At 61.4% G+C, this 20,194-nt stretch carries 15 protein-coding genes and 1 other RNA gene; 9 read left to right on the top strand and 7 right to left on the bottom strand.

Annotation, left to right across the window (positions count from 1 at the left end):
- Nucleotides 1–225 precede the first annotated feature (225 nt).
- Together J0F90_RS21475 and J0F90_RS21480 are read left to right on the top strand one after the other, a co-directional pair.
- Nucleotides 226–621 carry a DoxX family protein gene (locus J0F90_RS21475; protein ID WP_016930186.1) on the top strand — a complete coding sequence of 132 codons (396 nt, stop codon included), beginning with the start codon at nucleotides 226–228 and terminating at the stop codon, nucleotides 619–621.
- Between the two features lie 70 nt (nucleotides 622–691).
- A complete protein-coding gene (locus J0F90_RS21480) occupies nucleotides 692–1,678 on the top strand; it encodes a glutathione S-transferase family protein (protein WP_004937116.1) in 987 nt (328 codons plus the stop codon).
- 51 nt (nucleotides 1,679–1,729) lie between these two features.
- On the opposite strand, the gene J0F90_RS21485 is transcribed toward J0F90_RS21480, so the two are convergent.
- Nucleotides 1,730–2,626, bottom strand: a complete 897-nt coding sequence (locus J0F90_RS21485; protein ID WP_004937113.1) for a LysR family transcriptional regulator — start codon at nucleotides 2,624–2,626, stop codon at nucleotides 1,730–1,732.
- Between the two features lie 107 nt (nucleotides 2,627–2,733).
- Between J0F90_RS21485 and J0F90_RS21490 the strand changes: the two genes are divergently transcribed.
- Nucleotides 2,734–3,435, top strand: coding sequence for a pirin family protein (locus J0F90_RS21490; RefSeq protein ID WP_033639310.1), 702 nt, complete (start codon nucleotides 2,734–2,736; stop codon nucleotides 3,433–3,435).
- Nucleotides 3,436–3,492: 57 nt separating this feature from the next.
- On the opposite strand, the gene rnpB is transcribed toward J0F90_RS21490, so the two are convergent.
- Together rnpB and rsmI are read right to left on the bottom strand one after the other, a co-directional pair.
- Nucleotides 3,493–3,870, bottom strand: an RNA gene (gene rnpB, locus J0F90_RS21495) — RNase P RNA component class A.
- A 41-nt stretch (nucleotides 3,871–3,911) separates the two neighbouring features.
- Nucleotides 3,912–4,775 (bottom strand): 16S rRNA (cytidine(1402)-2'-O)-methyltransferase, encoded by an 864-nt coding sequence (gene rsmI / locus J0F90_RS21500; protein WP_015379162.1) that lies wholly within the window; start codon nucleotides 4,773–4,775, stop codon nucleotides 3,912–3,914.
- Nucleotides 4,776–4,837: 62 nt separating this feature from the next.
- Between rsmI and J0F90_RS21505 the strand changes: the two genes are divergently transcribed.
- From J0F90_RS21505 to dolP, 4 genes are read left to right on the top strand one after another with little or no spacing between them, the layout of a single operon-like run.
- Entirely contained in the window at nucleotides 4,838–6,877 is a 2,040-nt protein-coding gene (locus J0F90_RS21505) for a penicillin-binding protein activator (RefSeq protein WP_028128303.1), read from the top strand.
- Nucleotides 6,874–7,227, top strand: a complete 354-nt coding sequence (locus J0F90_RS21510; protein WP_015379164.1) for a YraN family protein — start codon at nucleotides 6,874–6,876, stop codon at nucleotides 7,225–7,227. Before J0F90_RS21505 ends, J0F90_RS21510 begins: the two co-directional genes overlap by 4 nt.
- Before the next feature lie 51 nt (nucleotides 7,228–7,278).
- Complete coding sequence (diaA, locus tag J0F90_RS21515; RefSeq protein ID WP_004937103.1) at nucleotides 7,279–7,869, top strand: DnaA initiator-associating protein DiaA; 591 nt, start codon at nucleotides 7,279–7,281, stop codon at nucleotides 7,867–7,869.
- A gap of 9 nt (nucleotides 7,870–7,878) precedes the next feature.
- Nucleotides 7,879–8,454, top strand: a complete 576-nt coding sequence (dolP, locus tag J0F90_RS21520; RefSeq protein WP_004937101.1) for a division/outer membrane stress-associated lipid-binding lipoprotein — start codon at nucleotides 7,879–7,881, stop codon at nucleotides 8,452–8,454.
- Nucleotides 8,455–8,493: 39 nt separating this feature from the next.
- Here the strand turns inward: dolP and mtgA are convergent, their stop codons facing one another.
- The 4 genes from mtgA to mnmL all read right to left on the bottom strand — a co-directional run bounded on the left by mtgA (nucleotide 8,494) and on the right by mnmL (nucleotide 13,483).
- Nucleotides 8,494–9,225, bottom strand: coding sequence for a monofunctional biosynthetic peptidoglycan transglycosylase (mtgA, locus tag J0F90_RS21525; protein ID WP_004937100.1), 732 nt, complete (start codon nucleotides 9,223–9,225; stop codon nucleotides 8,494–8,496).
- Nucleotides 9,222–9,875, bottom strand: coding sequence for an isoprenoid biosynthesis glyoxalase ElbB (elbB, locus tag J0F90_RS21530; protein WP_033639309.1), 654 nt, complete (start codon nucleotides 9,873–9,875; stop codon nucleotides 9,222–9,224). The genes mtgA and elbB overlap by 4 nt, the downstream gene beginning before the upstream one ends.
- Before the next feature lie 237 nt (nucleotides 9,876–10,112).
- Complete coding sequence (gene arcB / locus J0F90_RS21535; protein WP_016930193.1) at nucleotides 10,113–12,452, bottom strand: aerobic respiration two-component sensor histidine kinase ArcB; 2,340 nt, start codon at nucleotides 12,450–12,452, stop codon at nucleotides 10,113–10,115.
- 92 nt (nucleotides 12,453–12,544) lie between these two features.
- The gene (mnmL, locus tag J0F90_RS21540; RefSeq protein WP_033639308.1) at nucleotides 12,545–13,483 is read right to left on the bottom strand and encodes a tRNA modification radical SAM protein MnmL/YtqA; all 939 of its coding nucleotides are present in this window, start codon (nucleotides 13,481–13,483) and stop codon (nucleotides 12,545–12,547) included.
- Between the two features lie 691 nt (nucleotides 13,484–14,174).
- Between mnmL and gltB the strand changes: the two genes are divergently transcribed.
- Together gltB and J0F90_RS21550 are read left to right on the top strand one after the other, a co-directional pair.
- Nucleotides 14,175–18,635 (top strand): glutamate synthase large subunit, encoded by a 4,461-nt coding sequence (gene gltB / locus J0F90_RS21545; RefSeq protein WP_033639307.1) that lies wholly within the window; start codon nucleotides 14,175–14,177, stop codon nucleotides 18,633–18,635.
- Nucleotides 18,636–18,649: 14 nt separating this feature from the next.
- Nucleotides 18,650–20,068 carry a glutamate synthase small subunit gene (locus tag J0F90_RS21550; protein WP_016930196.1) on the top strand — a complete coding sequence of 473 codons (1,419 nt, stop codon included), beginning with the start codon at nucleotides 18,650–18,652 and terminating at the stop codon, nucleotides 20,066–20,068.
- The last annotated feature ends 126 nt before the right edge of the window (nucleotides 20,069–20,194 follow it).

Consider the following 20,194-nt stretch of genomic DNA (forward strand, 5'->3'; position numbering starts at 1 on the left):
CCCCGGGGCCGGGCAACCTGCTGATCGGCGGTATTTTATTAGCACGCTAAAGATTCAGATTTTTTGAAAAATTACGACAGTTTTACTTGCTAACAACCTGAGCACTTCCCGCTTAACATTCACTCCATCAATACGATACGGAGCGGACAGGGTCAGAGACCCGCTACGCCGCCCGTTGATATGACTACCGCCGAACAGGCACACAAAAACACTTTGGAGTAGATGATGAAAAAATTAGAAGATGCAGGTTTGCTGGTTGCTCGTATCCTGATGCCAATCCTGTTTATCGTGGCAGGCTACGGCAAAATGGGTGACGCTTACGCCGGAACTCAACAGTACATGCAATCGATGGGCGTGCCTGGCTTCTTGCTGCCGCTGACCATTCTGCTGGAGTTTGGCGGCGGTCTGGCGATCCTGTTCGGCTTCCTGACCCGCACCGTGGCGCTGTTCACTGCCGGTTTCACCATCCTGACCGCGCTGCTGTTCCACACTGATTTTGCGGAAGGCGTAAACCAGCTGATGTTCATGAAAAACCTGACCATCGCCGGCGGCTTCATCGTGTTGGCGGTCGCAGGCCCGGGCGGCTTCAGCATCGACCGTCTTCTGAACAAGAAATGGTAATCTAAACTGTCATTCAGGGCCCGGCATGCCGGGCCCTGTCGTTTTTCACTCGGACACCAAGGAGATTCCCATGGGACAACTCGTCGATGGCGTTTGGCAAGACATCTGGTATGACACGAAATCTACCGGCGGCCGTTTCAAACGTTCAACCGCTCAGTTTCGCAATTGGGTGACCGCCGACGGTCAGCCCGGCGAACACGGCGCGGGCGGCTTCCAGGCCGAAGCGGGCCGTTATCACCTGTACGTTTCTCTCGCCTGCCCCTGGGCGCACCGCACGCTGCTGATGCGCAAACTGAAAGGGCTGGAGCAGATCATTCCGGTCTCGGTGGTGCACCCGCTGATGCTGGAAAACGGCTGGACCTTCGGCCAGGATTTTCCTGAAACCACCGGCGATCCGCTGTATCACGCCGACTTCCTGTACCAGATCTACCTGCGGGCAGACCCGCACTACAGCGGGCGCGTGACCGTGCCGGTGCTGTGGGATAAACAGCGGCAAACCATCGTCAGTAACGAATCCGCCGACATCATCCGCATGTTCAACAGCGCGTTTGACGGCGTCGGCGCTCGGGCTGGGGACTACTACCCGACCGATCTGCGCGGCAAGATCGATGAGCTGAACGGCTGGATTTACGATCAAGTGAACAACGGCGTGTACAAGGCCGGTTTCGCCACCAGCCAGGAAGCCTATGACGAAGCGGTCAACGGGGTATTCAACGCGCTGGAGCGCCTTGAGCAGATCCTGGGGCAACATCGCTACCTGACCGGCGATCGGCTGACCGAAGCCGACCTGCGTCTGTGGACCACGCTGGTGCGTTTCGATCCGGTGTACGTCACCCACTTCAAGTGCGACAAACACCGCATCAGCGACTATCTGAACCTGTACGGCTTCCTGCGCGACATCTATCAGATGCCGGGCATCGCCGAGACGGTCAGCCTGCCGCACATTCGCAACCACTACTACCGCAGCCATGCCACCATCAACCCGCACGGCATCATTTCCATCGGGCCGGCGCAGGATCTGGACGAGCCGCACGGCCGCGACCAGCGCTTCGGTTAAGGCGAAAAAAATCCCCTTGCCGCCCGGCAAGGGGATGTCATCCCACCGACGTTAACGTTGCGCGAACAGGCGCGGAATTTCGCGCAGGAACCAGGCCTTCGCCTCCCCCATGCTGTCGCGCCGCCAGGCCATGATGATGTCGGCTTCGCGGCTGTATTCCGGCCCCACCACGCGCAGCCGGCCGGCTTCGATATCTTTCTCCACCATCGGATACGGCATGGTCGCCACCCCCAACCCGGCCAGCAGCGCCAGACGTTTGTCTTCAATGGTGCTCACCGTCAGGCGCTGTTGCTTGTCCAGCAGCTGTACGGTCAACACCGGGCGCTCGCGAGCGGTATCCGCCACCGCGATGCCGCGGTATTTCACGCGGGTCACCTCGGACAACGGTTCCGGCTCCTGGTGGATAGGATGATCCGGCGCGGCGACATAAACGCTCATGACCTTGTACAGTTTGCGGGTGTTGATCTCCGACGACGCGCGAAAATGCATGTCCGGCGCGATCACAATGTCGGCGCGCCCCTGTTCCAGCCGCTCCCAGGCGCCCGCCAGCACTTCGGTGAAAATCGACACCTGGGTATTGGCCTTCAGCGCCAGCTTGTCCACCAGCGGGAACAGCAGGCTCGGCGGCGACAGCGCTTCACTGACGATGGTCAGGTGGGTTTCCCAACCGCGCGCCAGCGCCTCGGCGTCGGTGGTCAGCTTATCGGCCGCCTCCAGCAGCACCCGCCCGCGCTCCAGCAACATGCGCCCGACGTTGGTGAACTTGGTGCGGTGGCCCGAACGGTCGAACAGCACCACGTCCAATTCTTCTTCCAATTTTTGCATGGTGTAGCTGAGCGCCGACGGCACCCGGCCCAATTCGTCGGCGGCCGCGGCGAAACTGCCACGCCGGTCGATCGCATCCATCACTCTCAGCGCCTCAAGCGTGAGCGCCCGATCTCTGGCCATCACATCCCTCTGTCAGGAAATTTGAATATGCCGACCAGATTAACTGGCTAACAATCCGACGTCCAGATGCTTACCATTTGGATAATGAATTTAGAGAGCCGATTGCCATGATTACATGCAGAACAGCACAACAATGCGGGCAAGCTGACTTTGGTTGGCTGCAGGCTCGCTACACCTTTTCCTTTGGTCACTACTTCGATCCCAAACTGATGGGCTACGCGTCGCTGCGGGTGTTGAATCAGGAGGTGCTGGCACCGGGCGCGTCGTTCCAGCCGCGCACCTATCCCAGCGTGGATATCCTGAACCTGATCCTGCAGGGCGAGGCGGAATACCGCGACAGCGACGGCAACACCGCGCGCGCCAAAGCCGGTGAAGCGCTGCTGTTGGCCACCCAGCCGGGCCTGAGTTACAGCGAACAGAACGTCAGCAGCGATACGCCGCTGACCCGCCTGCAGCTGTGGCTGGACGCCTGCCCGGAACGCAATAACGAGCGGGTGCAGCGCCTGGCGCTGCCGGCGGCAGGCAACCTGCTGCTGGCCTCGCCAGACGGCGCGCAGGGCAGCCTGCAGCTGCGCCAGCAGGTTTGGATCCACCATCTCGATCTGCAGCCGGGCGAAGAACAAACGCTGACGATTAACGGGCCGCGCGCCTATTTGCAGTCGATTCACGGCACCATCGCCGCCACCGGCGAGCGCCACGAGGAACAGCGTCTGAGCTGCGGCGACGGCGCCTTCGTGCGTGAGGAGAATCGCCTGACGATCCGCGCCGAGACGCCGCTGCGCGCGCTGCTGATTGACCTGCCGGTGTAAGCCGACCGAAAAACGAAAAACCCCGCGCAACTGGCGTTGCGCGGGGTTTTCTTTTGTCGAGGGAGTTGACCGGTAAGCCGGGTTCTGTCGTGGACAGTCATTCCTCTAGGCCAGCAATCGCTCACTGGCTCAAGCAGCCTACCCGGGTTCAGTACGGGCCGTACCATGTGAACCCCTATTTGGCCTTGCTCCGGGTGGAGTTTACCGTGCCACGAACTGTTGCCAGCCGCGCGGTGCGCTCTTACCGCACCCTTTCACCCTTACCTGATCCCGCTTGCGCGGGCCATCGGCGGTTTGCTCTCTGTTGCACTAGTCGTAGGCTTGCGCCTCCCAGGCGTTACCTGGCACCCTGCCCTATGGAGCCCGGACTTTCCTCCCCTCCATCTGTCTCCCCGAAGAGGACGGCAATGAAGCGGCGACTGTCTGGTCAACTCCGGCGCGGATAGTAGCGTCGCGACGGCGGCAGGTCAACCGCTTTACGGCTGTTGTTGCTCCAGCGCGTGCTTATACAGCGCATTTTTCTTCACGCCGTGGATTTCCGCCGCCAGCGCCGCCGCCTTTTTCAGCGGCAGCTCTTTTTGCAGCAGCGCCAGCGTGCGCAGCGCCTCGAGCGGCAGCGCATCCTCCTGCGCCTTGTGGCCTTCGACGATCAGCACCATCTCACCGCGGCGGCGCACTTCATCTTCCTGCACCCACGCCAGCAGCTCGCCCACCGGCGCGCCGTGGATGGATTCCCAGGTTTTGGTCAGCTCGCGCGCCAACACCACATAGCGCTGCGGGCCCCAGACGGTGACCATGTCCTGCAGGCTTTCCAGCAGGCGATGGGTGGATTCGTAGAAAATCAGCGTGCGCGGTTCCTCCGCCAGCGCCATCAGCGTATCCTTGCGTCCCTTGGTTTTCGCCGGCAGGAAGCCTTCGTAGCAGAAACGGTCGGAAGCGACGCCCGCGGCGCACAGCGCGGTGGTGGCGGCGCAGGCGCCCGGCAGCGGCACCACGCGAATGCCGGCCTCACGGCAGCGGCGCACCAGGTGATAACCGGGATCGTTGATCAGCGGCGTGCCGGCGTCGGAAACCAGCGCAATGCTTTGGCCTTCCTGCAGTTTCGCCAGCAGTTGCTCGGCCTTTTGCTGTTCGTTGTGATCGTGCAGCGCGAACAGACGCGCGTTGATCGCGAAGTGTTGCAACAGCAATCCGGTATGGCGCGTATCTTCCGCCGCGATCAGATCAACGCTTTTCAGTACCTCTAACGCACGGTGGGTAATATCGCCCAGATTGCCGATGGGGGTGGGCACCACATACAGCGTTGATGCAGAAATGACTGATTGTTGGTGTTGATTCATTGTTTCATCCGGGTTGCCGATTTAATATTGAGCATCTTGAAAAAAACATCACTGGATACAGTATGCTTTCCTCAACATTCGTTCGTACCAAAGCAGGGCGTTCCAAGCCTGTCCGACTGACCGCAGTCATCGCCGCCGCCCTTTTCCTGGCGGGCTGTCCAAGTCGGGCCCCGCAAACGCCGCCCGCCAATATACAGGACGAAGCGAGCGCCAGCTCCGATTACTACCTGCAGCAGTTGCAGCAAAGCAGCGATGATAACAAGGCTGACTGGCAATTACTTGCTATTCGCGCCTTGCTGCGTGAAGGAAAACTGCCGCAGGCCGGCGACCAGTTGAATCAACTGCCGAAAAACCTCAGCGGCGCACAGCAGACTGAACGCCAGTTGCTGACTGCCGAACTGCAGATCGCCAACAAGAGCTACGTCAGCGCCCGCAGCACGCTGGGCCACCTGGACAGCGGTGCGCTGTCGCCGAATCAGAAGGTGCGCTACTACCAGGCGCAGATCGCCGCCAACCAGGGCAAAGCGTCGCTGCCGCTGATCCGCGCCTATATTGCTCAGGAGCCGTTGCTGACCGGCAAGGCGCACCAAGACAACCTGGATCAAACCTGGCAGGCCCTGCTGCAACTGCCGCCGCAGGAGATGAACAGCCTGGTGATCAACGCCGATGAGAACGTGCTGCAAGGCTGGCTGGATCTGCTGCGCGTCTATCAGGACAACAAGCAGGATCCCGATCTGCTGAAGGCCGGCATCAAAGACTGGCAGAACCGTTATCCGAAGAACCCGGCGGCCAAAACGCTGCCGGCTCGCCTGAACCAGGTGCTGAACTTCACCCAGGCCTCCACCTCGAAAATCGCCCTGCTGCTGCCGTTGAACGGCCAGGCGAAAGTGTTCGCCGACGCCATCCAGCAAGGCTTCGAAGCGGCGAAAAACGGCGGCTCCATGCCGGCGCCGCAGCCTCAAGCCGCGCAACCGGCCAGCACGCCGGCTCAAACGGCGCCGGCCGATCAGGCCACTACGGGTGACATCAACGCCAACGGCGCTGTCAGCCCTTCGGCGCAAGAGAGCCAGCCCGCCGTGACCGCCGCGCAACCCGCTGCGCCGTCCAGCGCGCCGATAACGCCGCCGCAGGCCGCCAACGCGCAGGTCAAAGTGTACGATACCACCAGCCAGCCGCTGGCCGCCTTGCTGAGCCAGGCGCAGCAGGATGGCGCCACTCTGGTGGTCGGGCCGCTGCTGAAAGAGAACGTCGATCAGTTGTCCGCCAGCACCACCACGCTGAACGTGCTGGCGCTCAACCAACCGGAAACGCCGAAAGACAACCTGAACATCTGTTACTTCGCCCTGTCGCCGGAAGATGAAGCGCGCGACGCCGCCCGCCACATCTGGGAACAGCAGAAGCGTCAACCGCTGCTGCTGGTGCCGCGCGGCGCCTTCGGCGATCGCGTCGCCAGGGCCTTTAACCAGGAATGGCAGAAGCAAGGCGGGCAAACCGTGCTGCGTCAGGACATCGGCTCCGCCGGTGAACTGCGCCAGATGGTGAACAGCGGCGGCATCCGCATGACCGGCACGCCGATGTCGAGCGCCCCGGCGCCGCAGAGCGTCACCATCGCCGGGCTGACCATTCCTGCGCCGCCGAGCGACGTGCCCGCCGCCACCGGCGGCAGCGTCGACGCGGTGTATATCGTCGCCACGCAGTCTCAGCTGACGCTGATCAAACCGATGATCGACATGGCCACCAGCTCGCGCGGCAAGCCGGCGATGTACGCCAGTTCGCGCAGCTACCAGGCAGGCGCCGGCCCGGACTTCCGTCTGGAAATGGAAGGCCTGCAGTTCAGCGACATCCCGCTGCTTGCCGGCTCAAACCCTCAGCTGTTGCAGCAGGCCAGCGCGCGTTTCCGCAACGACTACTCGCTGGTGCGCCTGTATGCAATGGGGATGGATGCCTGGACATTGGCCAACCACTTTGCTGAAATGCGCCAGCTGCCGGGCTTCCAGGTTTCCGGCACCACCGGCACGCTGAGCGCGTCGCCGAACTGCGTGATCAACCGTAAGCTGCCTTGGCTGCAATACCGTCAGGGCACGGTCGTTCCAGTCTCTTGAACCCACGCGCCTCAGGGGCGGGCTATGAGTTACTGGCCCGCCGTCACCTGGAACACGCCGGGCTCACCTTCTGCGCCGCCAATGTCGCGGTGCGCGGCGGTGAGCTCGACCTCATCATGCGCGACGGCACCACCTGGGTGTTCGTCGAAGTGCGCTACCGCCGCAACGACGCCTTCGGCGGCGCGGCCGCCAGCGTCACCTTTCGCAAACAACAGCGGTTGCTGCACGCCGCCGCCGTCTGGCTGGCGGGGCGCGGAGCCAGTTTTGACACATCATCTTGCCGTTTTGATGTTTTGGCCATTACCGGTAGCCAGTTAGAATGGATACCCAACGCCTTCAATGCGGATTAATCGGGGTTTTACGGCGCAGACCGGCCCTTTGACTTAGTGGATTAATACAACGTGCTGGATAGAATTAAAGTCTGTTTCACCGAAAGCATCCAAACCCAGATCGCGGCGGCGGAAGCACTGCCGGACGCCATTTCCCGCGCTGCGATGACGCTGGTTCAATCCTTACTCAACGGCAACAAAATCCTGTGCTGCGGCAACGGCACCTCGGCAGCCAACGCGCAGCACTTCGCCGCCAGCATGATCAACCGTTTTGAAACCGAGCGCCCCAGCCTGCCGGCCATCGCTCTCAACGCCGACAACGTGGTGCTGACGGCAATCAGCAACGATCGGCTGCACGACGAAGTGTACGCCAAGCAGGTGCGTGCGCTCGGGCACACCGGCGACGTGCTGCTGGCGATTTCCACCCGCGGCAACAGCCGTGATATTGTGAAAGCGGTCGAGGCGGCCGTTACGCGCGATATGACCATCGTCGCGCTCACCGGCTACGACGGCGGCGAGCTGGCCGGGCTGCTCGGCCAGCAGGATGTCGAAATCCGCATCCCGTCGCACCGCAGCTCGCGCATTCAGGAAATGCATATGCTGACCGTAAACTGCCTGTGCGACCTGATAGACAATACGTTATTCCCCCACCAGGACGATTAAGGAACTGAGATGAAGCTAAAAGCCACATTTGCAGTGCTGTCCAGCGCCCTGCTGTTGCAAGGCTGTATCGCCGGTGTCGTCGTCGGCAGTGCGGCCGTCGCGACCAAAACCGCCACCGACCCGCGCAGCGTAGGAACCCAGGTGGATGACGGCACGCTGGAAGCCAGGGTCGAAAGCGCCCTGAGCAAAGACCAGCAGTTGAAGAAAGATGCCCGGGTGGTCGCCACCGCCTATCAGGGCAAGGTGCTGTTGACCGGCCAGTCGCCTAACGCCGATCTCACCGCGCGCGCCAAGCAGATCGCCATGGGCGTGGAAGGCACCACCGAAGTGTATAACGAAATCCGTCAGGGCACGCCGGTCAGCCTGAGCACCGCGTCCTCCGACACCTGGATCACCACCAAGGTGCGTTCGCAGCTGTTGACCAGCGATACGGTGAAATCGTCCAACGTGAAGGTCACCACCGAAAACGGCGAAGTGTTCTTGCTGGGCCTGGTCACTCAGCAGGAAGGGCAGTCGGCGGCGCAGATCGCCAGCCAGGTCAGCGGCGTGAAGCACGTCACCACCGCCTTTACCTACGTGAAATAATCCGCCTGGCGGGAGCGGCGCCGTGCCGTTCCCGCCCGTTTAATCCAGCTTGTTCTCGCGTAAAAACGCTTCCCCGCCCAGTTGCCGCATCTGCCGCATGATCCACTGTTGACGCTGCACCACATAGCCGGACGGCGCATCGGCCCTGAAGCGATGCGGATTCGGCAATACCGCCGCCAGCAGCGCCGCTTCGGCCGCGCTCAGACGTTTGGCCGGCTTATGGAAAAAGCGCTGTGAAGCCTCTTCCACGCCGAACACCCCATCGCCGAACTCGACGATGTTCAGGTACACCGTCAGAATACGCCGCTTGGTCCACACCAATTCGATGCCCGACGTCAGCCCTGCCTCCAATCCTTTGCGCAGCCAGCTGCGGCCATCCCACAAAAACAGGTTCTTGGCGGTTTGCTGCGACAGCGTTGACGCGCCGCGAATGCGCGTCGGGCGCTTCTCGTTGTGGCTGAGCGCCTTTTCAATGGCCGCCACGTCGAAGCCCCAATGGTCTGGAAACTTCTGATCTTCCGCCGCCATCACCGCCAGCGCCATTTGCGGCGAGATGTCGTCCATCGACACCCAGTCCGAATGGGCGACATAGCCGAAGTCGCCGCTCAGCCAGGCGCTGACCTGCCGCTCCACCATCACGGCGGAAAACGGCACCGGCAGGAAGGCAAAGAGCACAATGCCCAACACCCACAGGCCGATAATCGCGATGACGCCGCGCTTCAGCCAATACCACGGGCGCAGCCGCCGCCATCCGACGAGCGATTTTCTCATTCAGCCAGTTCCAGCACCCGCGCCACCAGCTTATCGATGCCCAGGGCCGCCTGCGCGATAGACGGCGCCAGCATATAGGCCGGCGTGGTCACGATCTTATGTTCGCGATCCACCACGATGTCGTCCACCGGGCAAATCACCGGTTCGCCGCCCATGGCGTCAATCACTTCCCCCAGATCCGGATCGTTGCCAATGGTGAGCCGCGCTTGTTGATCCAGCAGTTTCGGCAACAGCACCGGCGCGATGCACATCAGGCCAATTGGTTTGTTGGACTTATGCATCTCGCGCGTCAGACGCGCCAAATCTTCATCGACCCAACATTCCGCGCCGGCTTCGGCGAAATTGCTGAGGTTCTTGGCGGCGCCAAAGCCGCCGGGCACGATCAGCGCATCCAGCTGCGCGGCCTCTGCCAGCGCCAGCGGCTGCACCGCACCGCGGGCAATGCGCGCCGATTCAATCAGAACATTGCGCGACTCCGCCGTCTCCTCACCAGATAAGTGATTAATAACATGGCATTGTGGTTTATCAGGCGCAAAGCACACCGCCTGGGCGCCGGCACGATCCAACGCCAGCAGCGTCAGCACCGCTTCATGGATCTCCGTACCGTCATAAACGCCGCTGCCGCTGAGGACTACACCCACCTTTTTCATCACTCTTACTCCTGTCGCTGCTGTCAACTGGTTCGTGCTCGGAGTTGACAAACACTAATCTACATCACACATTTTAATGAATCTTCTAACAAGAGCGCTTACATTTGCTATGTTGTTGGCTGTATGATGTTTAGGAATTCGCAACAACCTGCTCGACCAGAACACTGAAACCAATACGCAGGTTCACAATTTCCCTGGTGTTGGCGCAATATTCGCGCACCCCGGCTTAGGTCGGGGTCATTTTTTTTCAGCGTTCTCAACCCAAGCCCGCAGTACCTGCACGTCGTTGCGCCACTCTTGTTTCAGCTCATCTACCCAATCCTGCACGTTATCCCACCAGGCCGGCAGCGTCGGCGTTTGAATCTGCTGCGCCAGCTGCTGCAGATGGCGCAGACCGACCGAACCGGCGGCGCCCTTGATCTTATGCCCTTCCTCAGTGATGCCTTTCTGATCGCGCGCCGTCATGTTGGAGTCCAGCACCGCCAGATAGCCCGGCATCATCTGTTCGAACATCTCCAGGCTTTGGTGGATCAACTGCGGGCCAACCAGATCCATGTACTGTTCCAGCATCGCGGTATCGAGTAACGACTCATTAATCTGCATCGCCTTGTGCTCCGTTTTCTTTGAAGTGTGAGAAGGTTGATGATCCCAATAGTGTTTGATGACCTTGGTCAGCGCCGGCACCGACAGCGGCTTGCTCAGCACATCGTCCATGCCCGCCTCGAGATACTCTTTTTTGTCTTTCAGCACGTTGGCGGTCAGGGCCACCAACGGCGGCAGCGCCTGCCCGGCATAGCGCTCGCGCAGCGCCCGGGCGATGTCCAGCCCGGTCATGTCCGGCAGTTGAATGTCCAGCAGCACCAGATCGAACTCGTCCGGATCGAACATCGCCAGCGCATCGTGGCCGTTCATCGCCACGTCGACGCTGTTGCCCAGCTTCTCCAGCACCGAGCGCGCCACGATCACATTCAGTTCGATATCCTCCACCAGCAGGATGTGCAGCGCCGGCAACGGCAGCGCCTCTTCTTCCGGCGCCGCGCTGACGGCTTCCTGCACCGCCGGCGCCTTGATGGTTAAGGTAAAGCAAGAACCGTGCCCTTGTTCGCTGCGCACGGTAATGTCGCCGCCCATGCTCTGCGCCAGCCGCTTGGAGACCGCCAGCCCGATGCCGGTGCCGGTGGCCGGGCGGCCGCCGCGCTGATCTTTCACCTGGTAATACATGGCGAAGATCTTGTCCTGCTCGTCCTGCGGGATGCCCATGCCCGAGTCTTCCACCTCGAACACCAGTTTCTCCTGCGCCTCGCGCCGCACGCGCACCACAATTTGCCCCTGCTGGGTAAATTTCACCGCGTTGCCGATCAGATTCCACAAGATCTGCCGCAGGCGGGTGCCGTCGGTCACGATCTGCTGCGGCAGCGGCGTCTGCGGCTCCATGACGAACTGCAGCCCTTTCGGCTGCGCCAGCAGGCCCGAGAGGTTCTCCAAATCCGCCAGAAAACCGGTGAAGTCCACCGGCTGGTTGTCGAGCTGCACCTTGCGCCGCTCGAGCTTGTCCATTTCGATAATGTCGTTGAAGATATTGCCGAGGGTGATGGCGCTGACGTGGATGGTCTTCAAGTATTTCAGCTGCTCGTCGTTCAGCTCGGTATCGAGCAGAATGCGGCTCAGGCCGACGATGCCGTTAAGCGGCGTACGCAGCTCGTGGCTGATGGTGGAGATAAAGGTGGTCTTCTCCCTGCTGGCGTTCTCCAGCGCGTCCTGGTAGCGCTTACGCTCGGTAATATCGCGGCCGAAGCCCATCAGCCCGTGGCGTTTGCCTACCCGGTCGTAAAACGGCACCTTGCGCAGCTCGAAACAGGCCTTGCGGCCGTCGGGATACACCAGCCATTGTTCGTAGGTCAGCGAAACGTTGTGGCGGAACACCTTCTCGTCGGTCTCAATGACCTTTTCGGCGATCTCCTGGCCGTAGACGTCGAACGGCGTCAGGCCGATCAGCTGTTTCTCGCTCTTGCCGGTCAGCAGTTCCATCGCGCGGTTGCAGCCGGAAAACTCTTTGTCTTCGTTGCGGTAGTAGACCAGATCCGGCGAGGCATCGAGGAAGGAACGCAACAGCGCCGATTGCTGGCCCAGCTCAATCTGCGCCAGCTCGCGCTGTTCCATCTCTTCCGTCAGCTTTTCCATCACCTGCAGGCGCTCTTCTTCCGCCTTGATACGGTCGGCGATCTCCTGATTCAGCTGGCTGATATTGTCTTTGAGCTGCTGATTGAGCTCCAGATCGCGGTGGCGCATCTCTTCGAGCTTGTCCACCAGCCGCGCCAGCCGTTGGCGCGACTCTTCCAACTGTTCCACCACCACCGAGAGAAAATAGACCGCCCACGGGGTGATCAACAGGCCGAAGAAGATCGAACGCACCACGTCGATGCTTTCCACTTCGCCGCGCAGCAGCATGGTCACCGCCATCTGCACCACCATCGCCAGCACCACCAGCGCCGAGGCCAGCAGCAGCGAGAAGCGCACCAACCCCAGTTTCACCATTAAATCAACGTAGTACTGGGCCAACACCCGGATTTGCTTCATAGCGGCTCCCTTCAGACACAATCTTTTGAATCATACCGTAAAACAGCGGTGAGATAAGGCGGCAAACGCCGAAGTGTGGCAAAGATTGCACTTCAGAGCGGCATGCCGGGCCGGTAGCGCCGTTTTTCATCCAGCGCGCTGCCCTGCCCGCCGTGCCGTTGCAGATAAGCGCCGACCGCCTGCATGCCGCTCCAGCGGTTTTCGCACCACAGCGGCGCCAGCAGCGTCGGCCGCCGGGCGCTGGCGGAAAGACGGTGGTACACCACCTCGCCCGGCGTATGGCGGATCATCTCCCCGGCGCTGGCGGCGTAATCCTCCAGCGCCAGTTCGGGCAACCGCCCGGCCTGCCACGCCCGCGCCAGGATACTGCCGGTGACGACGTGCAGCGGATGCAGCTTGATGCCGTCGACGCCGGTCTCCGTCACCCGCTGCAGCGTAAGCAGATGATCGCGCTGGGTTTCTCCCGGCAGCCCGACGATCAGATGGCAGCACACCTTCAGCCCGCGCTGCCGGGCCAGCCGCGCAGTCTGCTGATAACAGCGAAAATCATGGCCGCGGTTGATGCGCTTCAGTGTTTTATCATGCGCCGTCTGTAGCCCCAGCTCCAGCCACACCTCATAGCCTTGCTCGCGGTATCCCGTCAACAGATCCAGCGCGGCGGCCGGCACGCAGTCCGGCCGGGTGCCGACGCACAGTCCGACCATGGCGCTCTGCGCCAACGCCTGCCGATACATCGCCTCCAGCCGTTCAACCTCCGCATAGGTGCTGGTATAGGCCTGGAAATAGGCCAGATAGCGCCGCGCCCGATCGACCCGCGCGGCCTGCTGCGCCAGCTGTTCGGCGATGCTCTGGCGCTGCATCGCCTCATCGGCAAACGAGGCGACGTTGCAGAACGTACAGCCGCCGCGCCCCAACGTGCCGTCGCGGTTAGGGCAGCCGAATCCGCCGTGCAGCGTGAGTTTATGGATCTTTTCGCCATAGCGGCGCTGGAGATCCGCGCCAAACATATTGACTAATTGCGGCAACTGCATAATCTTGGTGGTTCTCTGTGCTCAAAGCCGCGATGCTAATAAGAAACGGTTTTTCCCGCGATGACAGAGATCAACGCTTTCCCCGCAAGGCGCCACTAGGCATAACTATTCATCATAAATGCAAATCAATTCACTATAATTCTGATGAATTATTCTAATCGTCACGCAACCGTTAACGGCAATATGACAACACGGTGAAAAATAGTCATAAACATCAGCCAAGCAATATCTTATAGAATAAAATTCTGGCATTAACCCCCGCACTAGCATGGTGCAGAGATTAAGGGGTTGCACTATAGTGAGACAGCTCACACTTCTGCGGGGATCGGCGTTGCCCCACGATAGTGCAAAAATGCATTAAAACACTTATTTTTCAAATAAATAAACATCACCAATTCGATAAGAATCTATCTTAAGCCCACATTTGACCTGCGAATCCTTTCTCGCTAAGTTGGAAGTCCGCTGGAAGCTTTCTGGACGGGCAAACGTCTCGTCATATTTATGCAGTAATTGAAGACTCCCTCTTAAAACAAGTCCTATACCACTTGTGAGACCGTCACGAGAGGCCATTGATGGAGGGCGGAAAAGCAGATTGGCGGGGTTAACTTGCTGATTGGACTTCTGCCTGAAATTGGGAAGCCCCCTCGCAGTAGGTTGTGAGAGTCACGCAGAGCCTGGGGAGGTTCACGATATGTTGTACGATAAATCCCAAGAGAGGGACAACTGTGGTTTCGGCCTGATCGCCCATATAGAAGGCGAACCTAGCCACAAGGTGGTGCGCACCGCCATTCACGCGCTGGCCCGCATGCAGCACCGCGGCGCGATCCTGGCCGACGGCAAGACCGGCGACGGCTGCGGCCTGTTGCTGCAAAAACCCGATCGCTTCTTCCGCATGGTGGCGGAAGAGCGCGGCTGGCGTTTGGCCAAGAACTACGCCGTCGGCATGATGTTCCTCAGCCAGAATGAAGAGGAAGCGCGCCTCAGCCGCCGCATCGTGGAAGAAGAGCTGCAAAACGAAACGCTGTCGATCGTCGGCTGGCGTGAAGTGCCGACCAACCCGGACGTGCTGGGTGAAATCGCCCTCTCTTCCCTGCCGCGCATCGAGCAAATCTTCGTTAACGCCCCGGCCGGCTGGCGCCCGCGCGATATGGAGCGCCGCCTGTTCGTGGCGCGCCGCCGCATCGAGAAACGGGTGCAGGATGACAGCTTCTACGTCTGCAGCTTCTCCAACCTGGTGACGATCTATAAAGGCCTGTGCATGCCTGCGGATCTGCCGCGCTTCTATCTCGATCTGGCGGACCTGCGCCTGGAGTCGGCCATTTGCCTGTTCCACCAGCGCTTCTCCACCAACACCGTGCCGCGCTGGCCGCTGGCTCAGCCGTTCCGCTACCTGGCGCACAACGGCGAAATCAACACCATCACCGGCAACCGCCAGTGGGCGCGCGCCCGTACCTATAAATTCCAAACGCCGCTGATCCCGGATCTGCAGGCCGCCGCGCCGTTCGTCAACGAAACCGGCTCCGACTCCAGCTCGCTGGACAACATGCTGGAGCTGCTGCTGGCGGGCGGGATGGATCTCATCCGCGCCATGCGCCTGCTGGTGCCGCCGGCCTGGCAGAACAACCCCGACATGGACGGCGATCTGCGCGCCTTCTTCGACTTCAACTCGATGCACATGGAGCCGTGGGACGGCCCGGCCGGCATCGTGATGTCCGACGGCCGCTACGCCGCCTGTAACCTCGATCGCAACGGCCTGCGCCCGGCGCGCTACGTGATCACCAAAGACAAGCTGATCACCTGCGCCTCCGAAGTCGGCATCTGGGATTACCAGCCGGATGAAGTGGTGGAAAAAGGCCGCGTCGGCCCCGGCGAGCTGATGGTGATCGACACCCGCAGCGGCCGCATTCTGCACTCGGCGGAAACCGACAACGATCTGAAAAGCCGCCACCCGTATAAAGAGTGGATGGAGAAAAACGTCAAACGCCTGGTGCCGTTCGAAGATCTGCCGGACGATCAGGTCGGCAGCCGCGAGCTCGACGACGCGCAGCTCGAAACCTACCAGAAACAGTTCGGCTACAGCAGCGAAGAGCTGGATCAGGTGATCCGCGTGCTGGGCGAGATTGGCCAGGAAGCCACCGGCTCAATGGGCGACGATACCCCGTTCGCCGTGCTCTCCAGCCGGCCGCGCATCGTTTACGACTACTTCCGCCAGCAGTTCGCGCAGGTCACCAACCCGCCGATCGATCCGCTGCGCGAAGCGCACGTCATGTCGCTGGCCACCAGTATCGGCCGTGAAATGAACGTGTTCTGCGAAGCCGAAGGCCAGGCGCACCGCCTGAGCTTCAAATCGCCGATCCTGCTGTACTCCGATTTCAAACAGCTCACCACGCTGGAAGGCGAATACTATCGCGCCGAGACGCTCGATCTGACCTTCGATCCGCAGCAGCAGGATCTGGAGCAAACCATTCGCGCCCTGTGCGACGAAGCGGAACGCAAGGTGCGCGAAGGCGCGGTGCTGTTGGTGCTGTCCGACCGCGCCATCGCGCCCGGCCGCCTGCCGGTACCGGCCCCGATGGCCGTTGGCGCCGTGCAAACCCGGCTGGTGGAGAAAAGCCTGCGCTGCGACGCCAACCTGATCGTTGAAACCGCCAGCGCCCGCGATCCGCACCACTTCGCCGTGCTGCTCGGCTTCGGCGCGACCGCCATCTACCCGTATCTGGCCTATGAAACCCTGGCCAAACTGGTGGACAGCCAGGCGATCGACAAGAAATACCGCGACGTGATGCTGAACTACCGCAACGGCATCAACAAAGGCCTGTACAAGATCATGTCCAAGATGGGCATCTCGACCATCGCCTCTTACCGCTGTTCCAAGCTGTTCGAAGCGGTCGGCCTGCACCGCGATCTGGCGGATCTGTGCTTCCAGGGCGTGGTCAGCCGCATCGGCGGCGCCAGCTTCAGCGACTTCCAGCAGGATCTGCAGAACCTTTCCAAGCGCGCCTGGCTGAAACGCAAGCCGCTGGAGCAAGGCGGCCTGCTGAAGTTCGTGCACGGCGGCGAATACCACGCCTACAACCCGGACGTGGTGAACTCGCTGCAAAAAGCGGTGCACAGCGGCGAGTACAGCGACTACCAGGCCTACGCCAAGCTGGTGAACGAGCGGCCAGTCGCCATGCTGCGCGATCTGCTGGCCATCACGCCGAAAGGCGAACCGATCCCGGTCGATCAGGTCGAGCCGGCGGAATCGCTGTTCAAACGCTTCGACACGGCGGCGATGTCGATCGGCGCGCTGAGCCCGGAAGCGCACGAGTCACTGGCGATCGCCATGAACGGCCTCGGCGGCTTCTCCAACTCCGGCGAAGGCGGCGAAGATCCGGCGCGCTACCGCACCAACAAGGTGTCGCGCATCAAACAGGTGGCCTCCGGCCGCTTCGGCGTAACGCCGGCCTACCTGGTGAACGCCGACGTGATCCAGATTAAGGTGGCGCAAGGCGCCAAGCCGGGCGAAGGCGGCCAGCTGCCGGGCGACAAAGTCACCCCGTACATCGCCAGACTGCGTTACTCGGTGCCGGGCGTGACGTTGATCTCCCCGCCGCCGCACCACGACATCTACTCGATCGAAGATCTGGCGCAGTTGATCTTCGATCTGAAGCAGGTCAACCCGAAGGCGGTGATCTCGGTGAAACTGGTGTCCGAGCCGGGCGTGGGTACCATCGCCACCGGCGTGGCGAAAGCCTATGCCGATCTGATCACCATCGCCGGTTACGACGGCGGCACCGGCGCCAGCCCGCTGTCCTCGGTGAAATATGCCGGCTGCCCATGGGAACTGGGCCTGGTGGAAACCCAGCAGGCGCTGGTGGCCAACGGCCTGCGCCACAAGATCCGCCTGCAGGTGGACGGCGGCCTGAAAACCGGCGTGGACATCGTCAAAGCGGCGATCCTGGGCGCGGAAAGCTTCGGCTTCGGCACCGGGCCGATGGTGGCGCTGGGCTGCAAATACCTGCGCATCTGCCACCTCAACAACTGCGCGACCGGCGTCGCGACTCAGGACGACAAGCTGCGCCGCGATCACTACCACGGCCTGCCGGAACGCGTGACGAATTACTTCCAGTTTATCGCGCGTGAAACACGCGAGATCATGGCTCAACTGGGCGTGAGCCAACTGGTGGATCTGATCGGCCGCACCGAGTTCCTGACCGAGCTGGACGGCATTTCCGCCAAGCAGAACAAGCTGGATCTGTCGCCGTTGCTGACAACCGCCACGCCGCATCCGGGCAAAGCGGTGTACTGTACCGAAAGCAGCAACCCGGCGTTCGACAAGGGTCTGCTGAACAAAGAGTTGCTGGCGCAGGCGGAACCGTACATCGAAGCGAAGCAGGGTAAAACCTTCTACTTCGACATTCGCAACACCGACCGCTCCGTGGGCGCCATGCTGTCCGGCGCGATCGCCAACGTACACGGCGATCAGGGGATGGCAGCCGATCCGATCAAGGCGCACTTCTCCGGCACCGCCGGGCAGAGCTTCGGCGTCTGGAACGCCGGCGGCGTCGAGTTGACCCTGACCGGCGACGCCAACGACTATGTCGGCAAAGGCATGGCCGGCGGCAGCATCGCGGTGCGTCCGCCGATCGGCTCCGCCTTCCGCAGCCATGAAGCCAGCATCGTCGGCAACACCTGCCTGTACGGCGCCACCGGCGGCAAGCTGTTCGCCGCCGGCCGCGCGGGCGAACGCTTCGCGGTGCGCAACTCCGGCGCCATCACCGTGGTGGAAGGCATCGGCGACAACGGCTGCGAATACATGACCGGCGGCATCGTCTGCGTGCTGGGTAAAACCGGCATCAACTTCGGTGCCGGCATGACCGGCGGCTTCGCCTACGTGCTGGACGAAGACGGCGAGTTCCGCAAGCGCGTAAACCCGGAGCTGGTGGAAGTGCTGGAGGTCGATCAGCTGGCGATCCATGAGGAGCACCTGCGCGGCCTGATCACCGAACACGTGCAGGCGACCGGCTCTTCCCGCGCGGAAGAGATCCTGGCCAACTGGCCGGAGTGGGCGCCGAAGTTCGCCCTGGTCAAACCGAAGTCCAGCGATGTCAAAGCGCTGTTGGGTCACCGTAGCCGTTCCGCAGCCGAGCTGCGGGTGCAGGCGCAGTAAGAGGTAGGTCATTAATGAGCCAGAACGTTTACCAATTTATCGACCTGCAGCGTGTTGATCCGCCAAAGAAACCGCTGAAGATCCGCAAAATCGAGTTCGTCGAGATCTACGAACCGTTTTCGGAAACCCAGGCCAAGGCCCAGGCGGACCGCTGTCTGTCCTGCGGCAACCCGTATTGCGAGTGGAAGTGCCCGGTGCACAACTACATCCCGAACTGGCTGAAACTGGCCAACGAAGGCCGCATCATGGAAGCGGCGGACCTGGCGCATCAGACCAACAGCCTGCCGGAAGTGTGCGGCCGCGTATGCCCGCAGGATCGCCTGTGCGAAGGCTCCTGCACCCTGAACGACGAGTTCGGCGCGGTCACCATCGGCAATATCGAGCGCTACATCAGCGATAAGGCCATCGAAATGGGCTGGAAGCCGGACATGTCGCACGTGCAGCCGACCGGCAAGCGCGTGGCGATCGTCGGTGCCGGCCCTGCCGGGCTGGCCTGCGCCGACGTGCTGACCCGCAACGGCGTCAAAGCGGTGGTGTATGACCGTCATCCAGAGATCGGCGGCCTGCTGACCTTCGGCATCCCGGCTTTCAAGCTGGAAAAGGAAGTGATGGTCAAGCGCCGCGGCATCTTCAGCGAGATGGGCATCGAGTTCCAGTTGAACACCGAAGTGGGCAAAGATGTCAGCATGGAGACCTTGCTGAGCGAGTACGATGCGGTGTTCCTCGGCGTCGGCACCTATCAGTCGATGCGCGGCGGCCTGGAGAATGAGGAAGCGCAGGGCGTGTACGACGCACTGCCGTTCCTGATCGCCAACACCAAGCAGCTGATGGGGTATGAAACCGATCAGCACGAGCCTTACGTCAGCATGGAAGGCAAACGGGTGGTGGTGCTGGGCGGCGGCGATACCGCCATGGACTGCGTGCGCACCTCGGTGCGTCAGGGCGCAACGCAGGTCATCTGCGCCTACCGCCGCGACGAAGCCAACATGCCGGGCTCCAAACGCGAAGTGAAGAACGCCCGGGAAGAAGGGGTGGACTTCCAGTTCAACCTGCAGCCGCTGAGCATCGAACTGAACAGCGCCGGCCGCGTGGCCGGAGTGAAAATGGTACGCACTCAGCTGGGCGCGCCGGATGCCAATGGCCGTCAGACGGCGGAGCAGGTGCCAGGTTCCGAACACGTGATCGACGCGGACGCGGTGGTGATGGCGTTCGGCTTCCGCCCGCACCGCATGGACTGGCTGGCGGCACACGACGTGCAGCTCGATAAACAGGGCCGCATCCTGGCGCCGGAAGGCAGCGACAACGCGTTCCAGACCAGCAACCCGAAAATCTTCGCCGGTGGTGACGCAGTGCGCGGATCTGACCTGGTAGTGACGGCGATCGCCGAAGGCCGTAAAGCGGCAGACGGCATCATGAACTACCTGGAAGTGTAAACCTTCCGTACCATCAGAGGCTCGGCATATTGCCGGGCCTCTGTTTTTAGCCTGCCACGCTTTGTAACAACCTCCCCTCTCCCCACCGCCTCAACGCGCTATAGTATTGAGTTAGCACCATTGCGG

Source organism: Serratia marcescens subsp. marcescens ATCC 13880, from assembly GCF_017299535.1.
Classification (GTDB): Bacteria; Pseudomonadota; Gammaproteobacteria; order Enterobacterales; family Enterobacteriaceae; genus Serratia; species Serratia marcescens.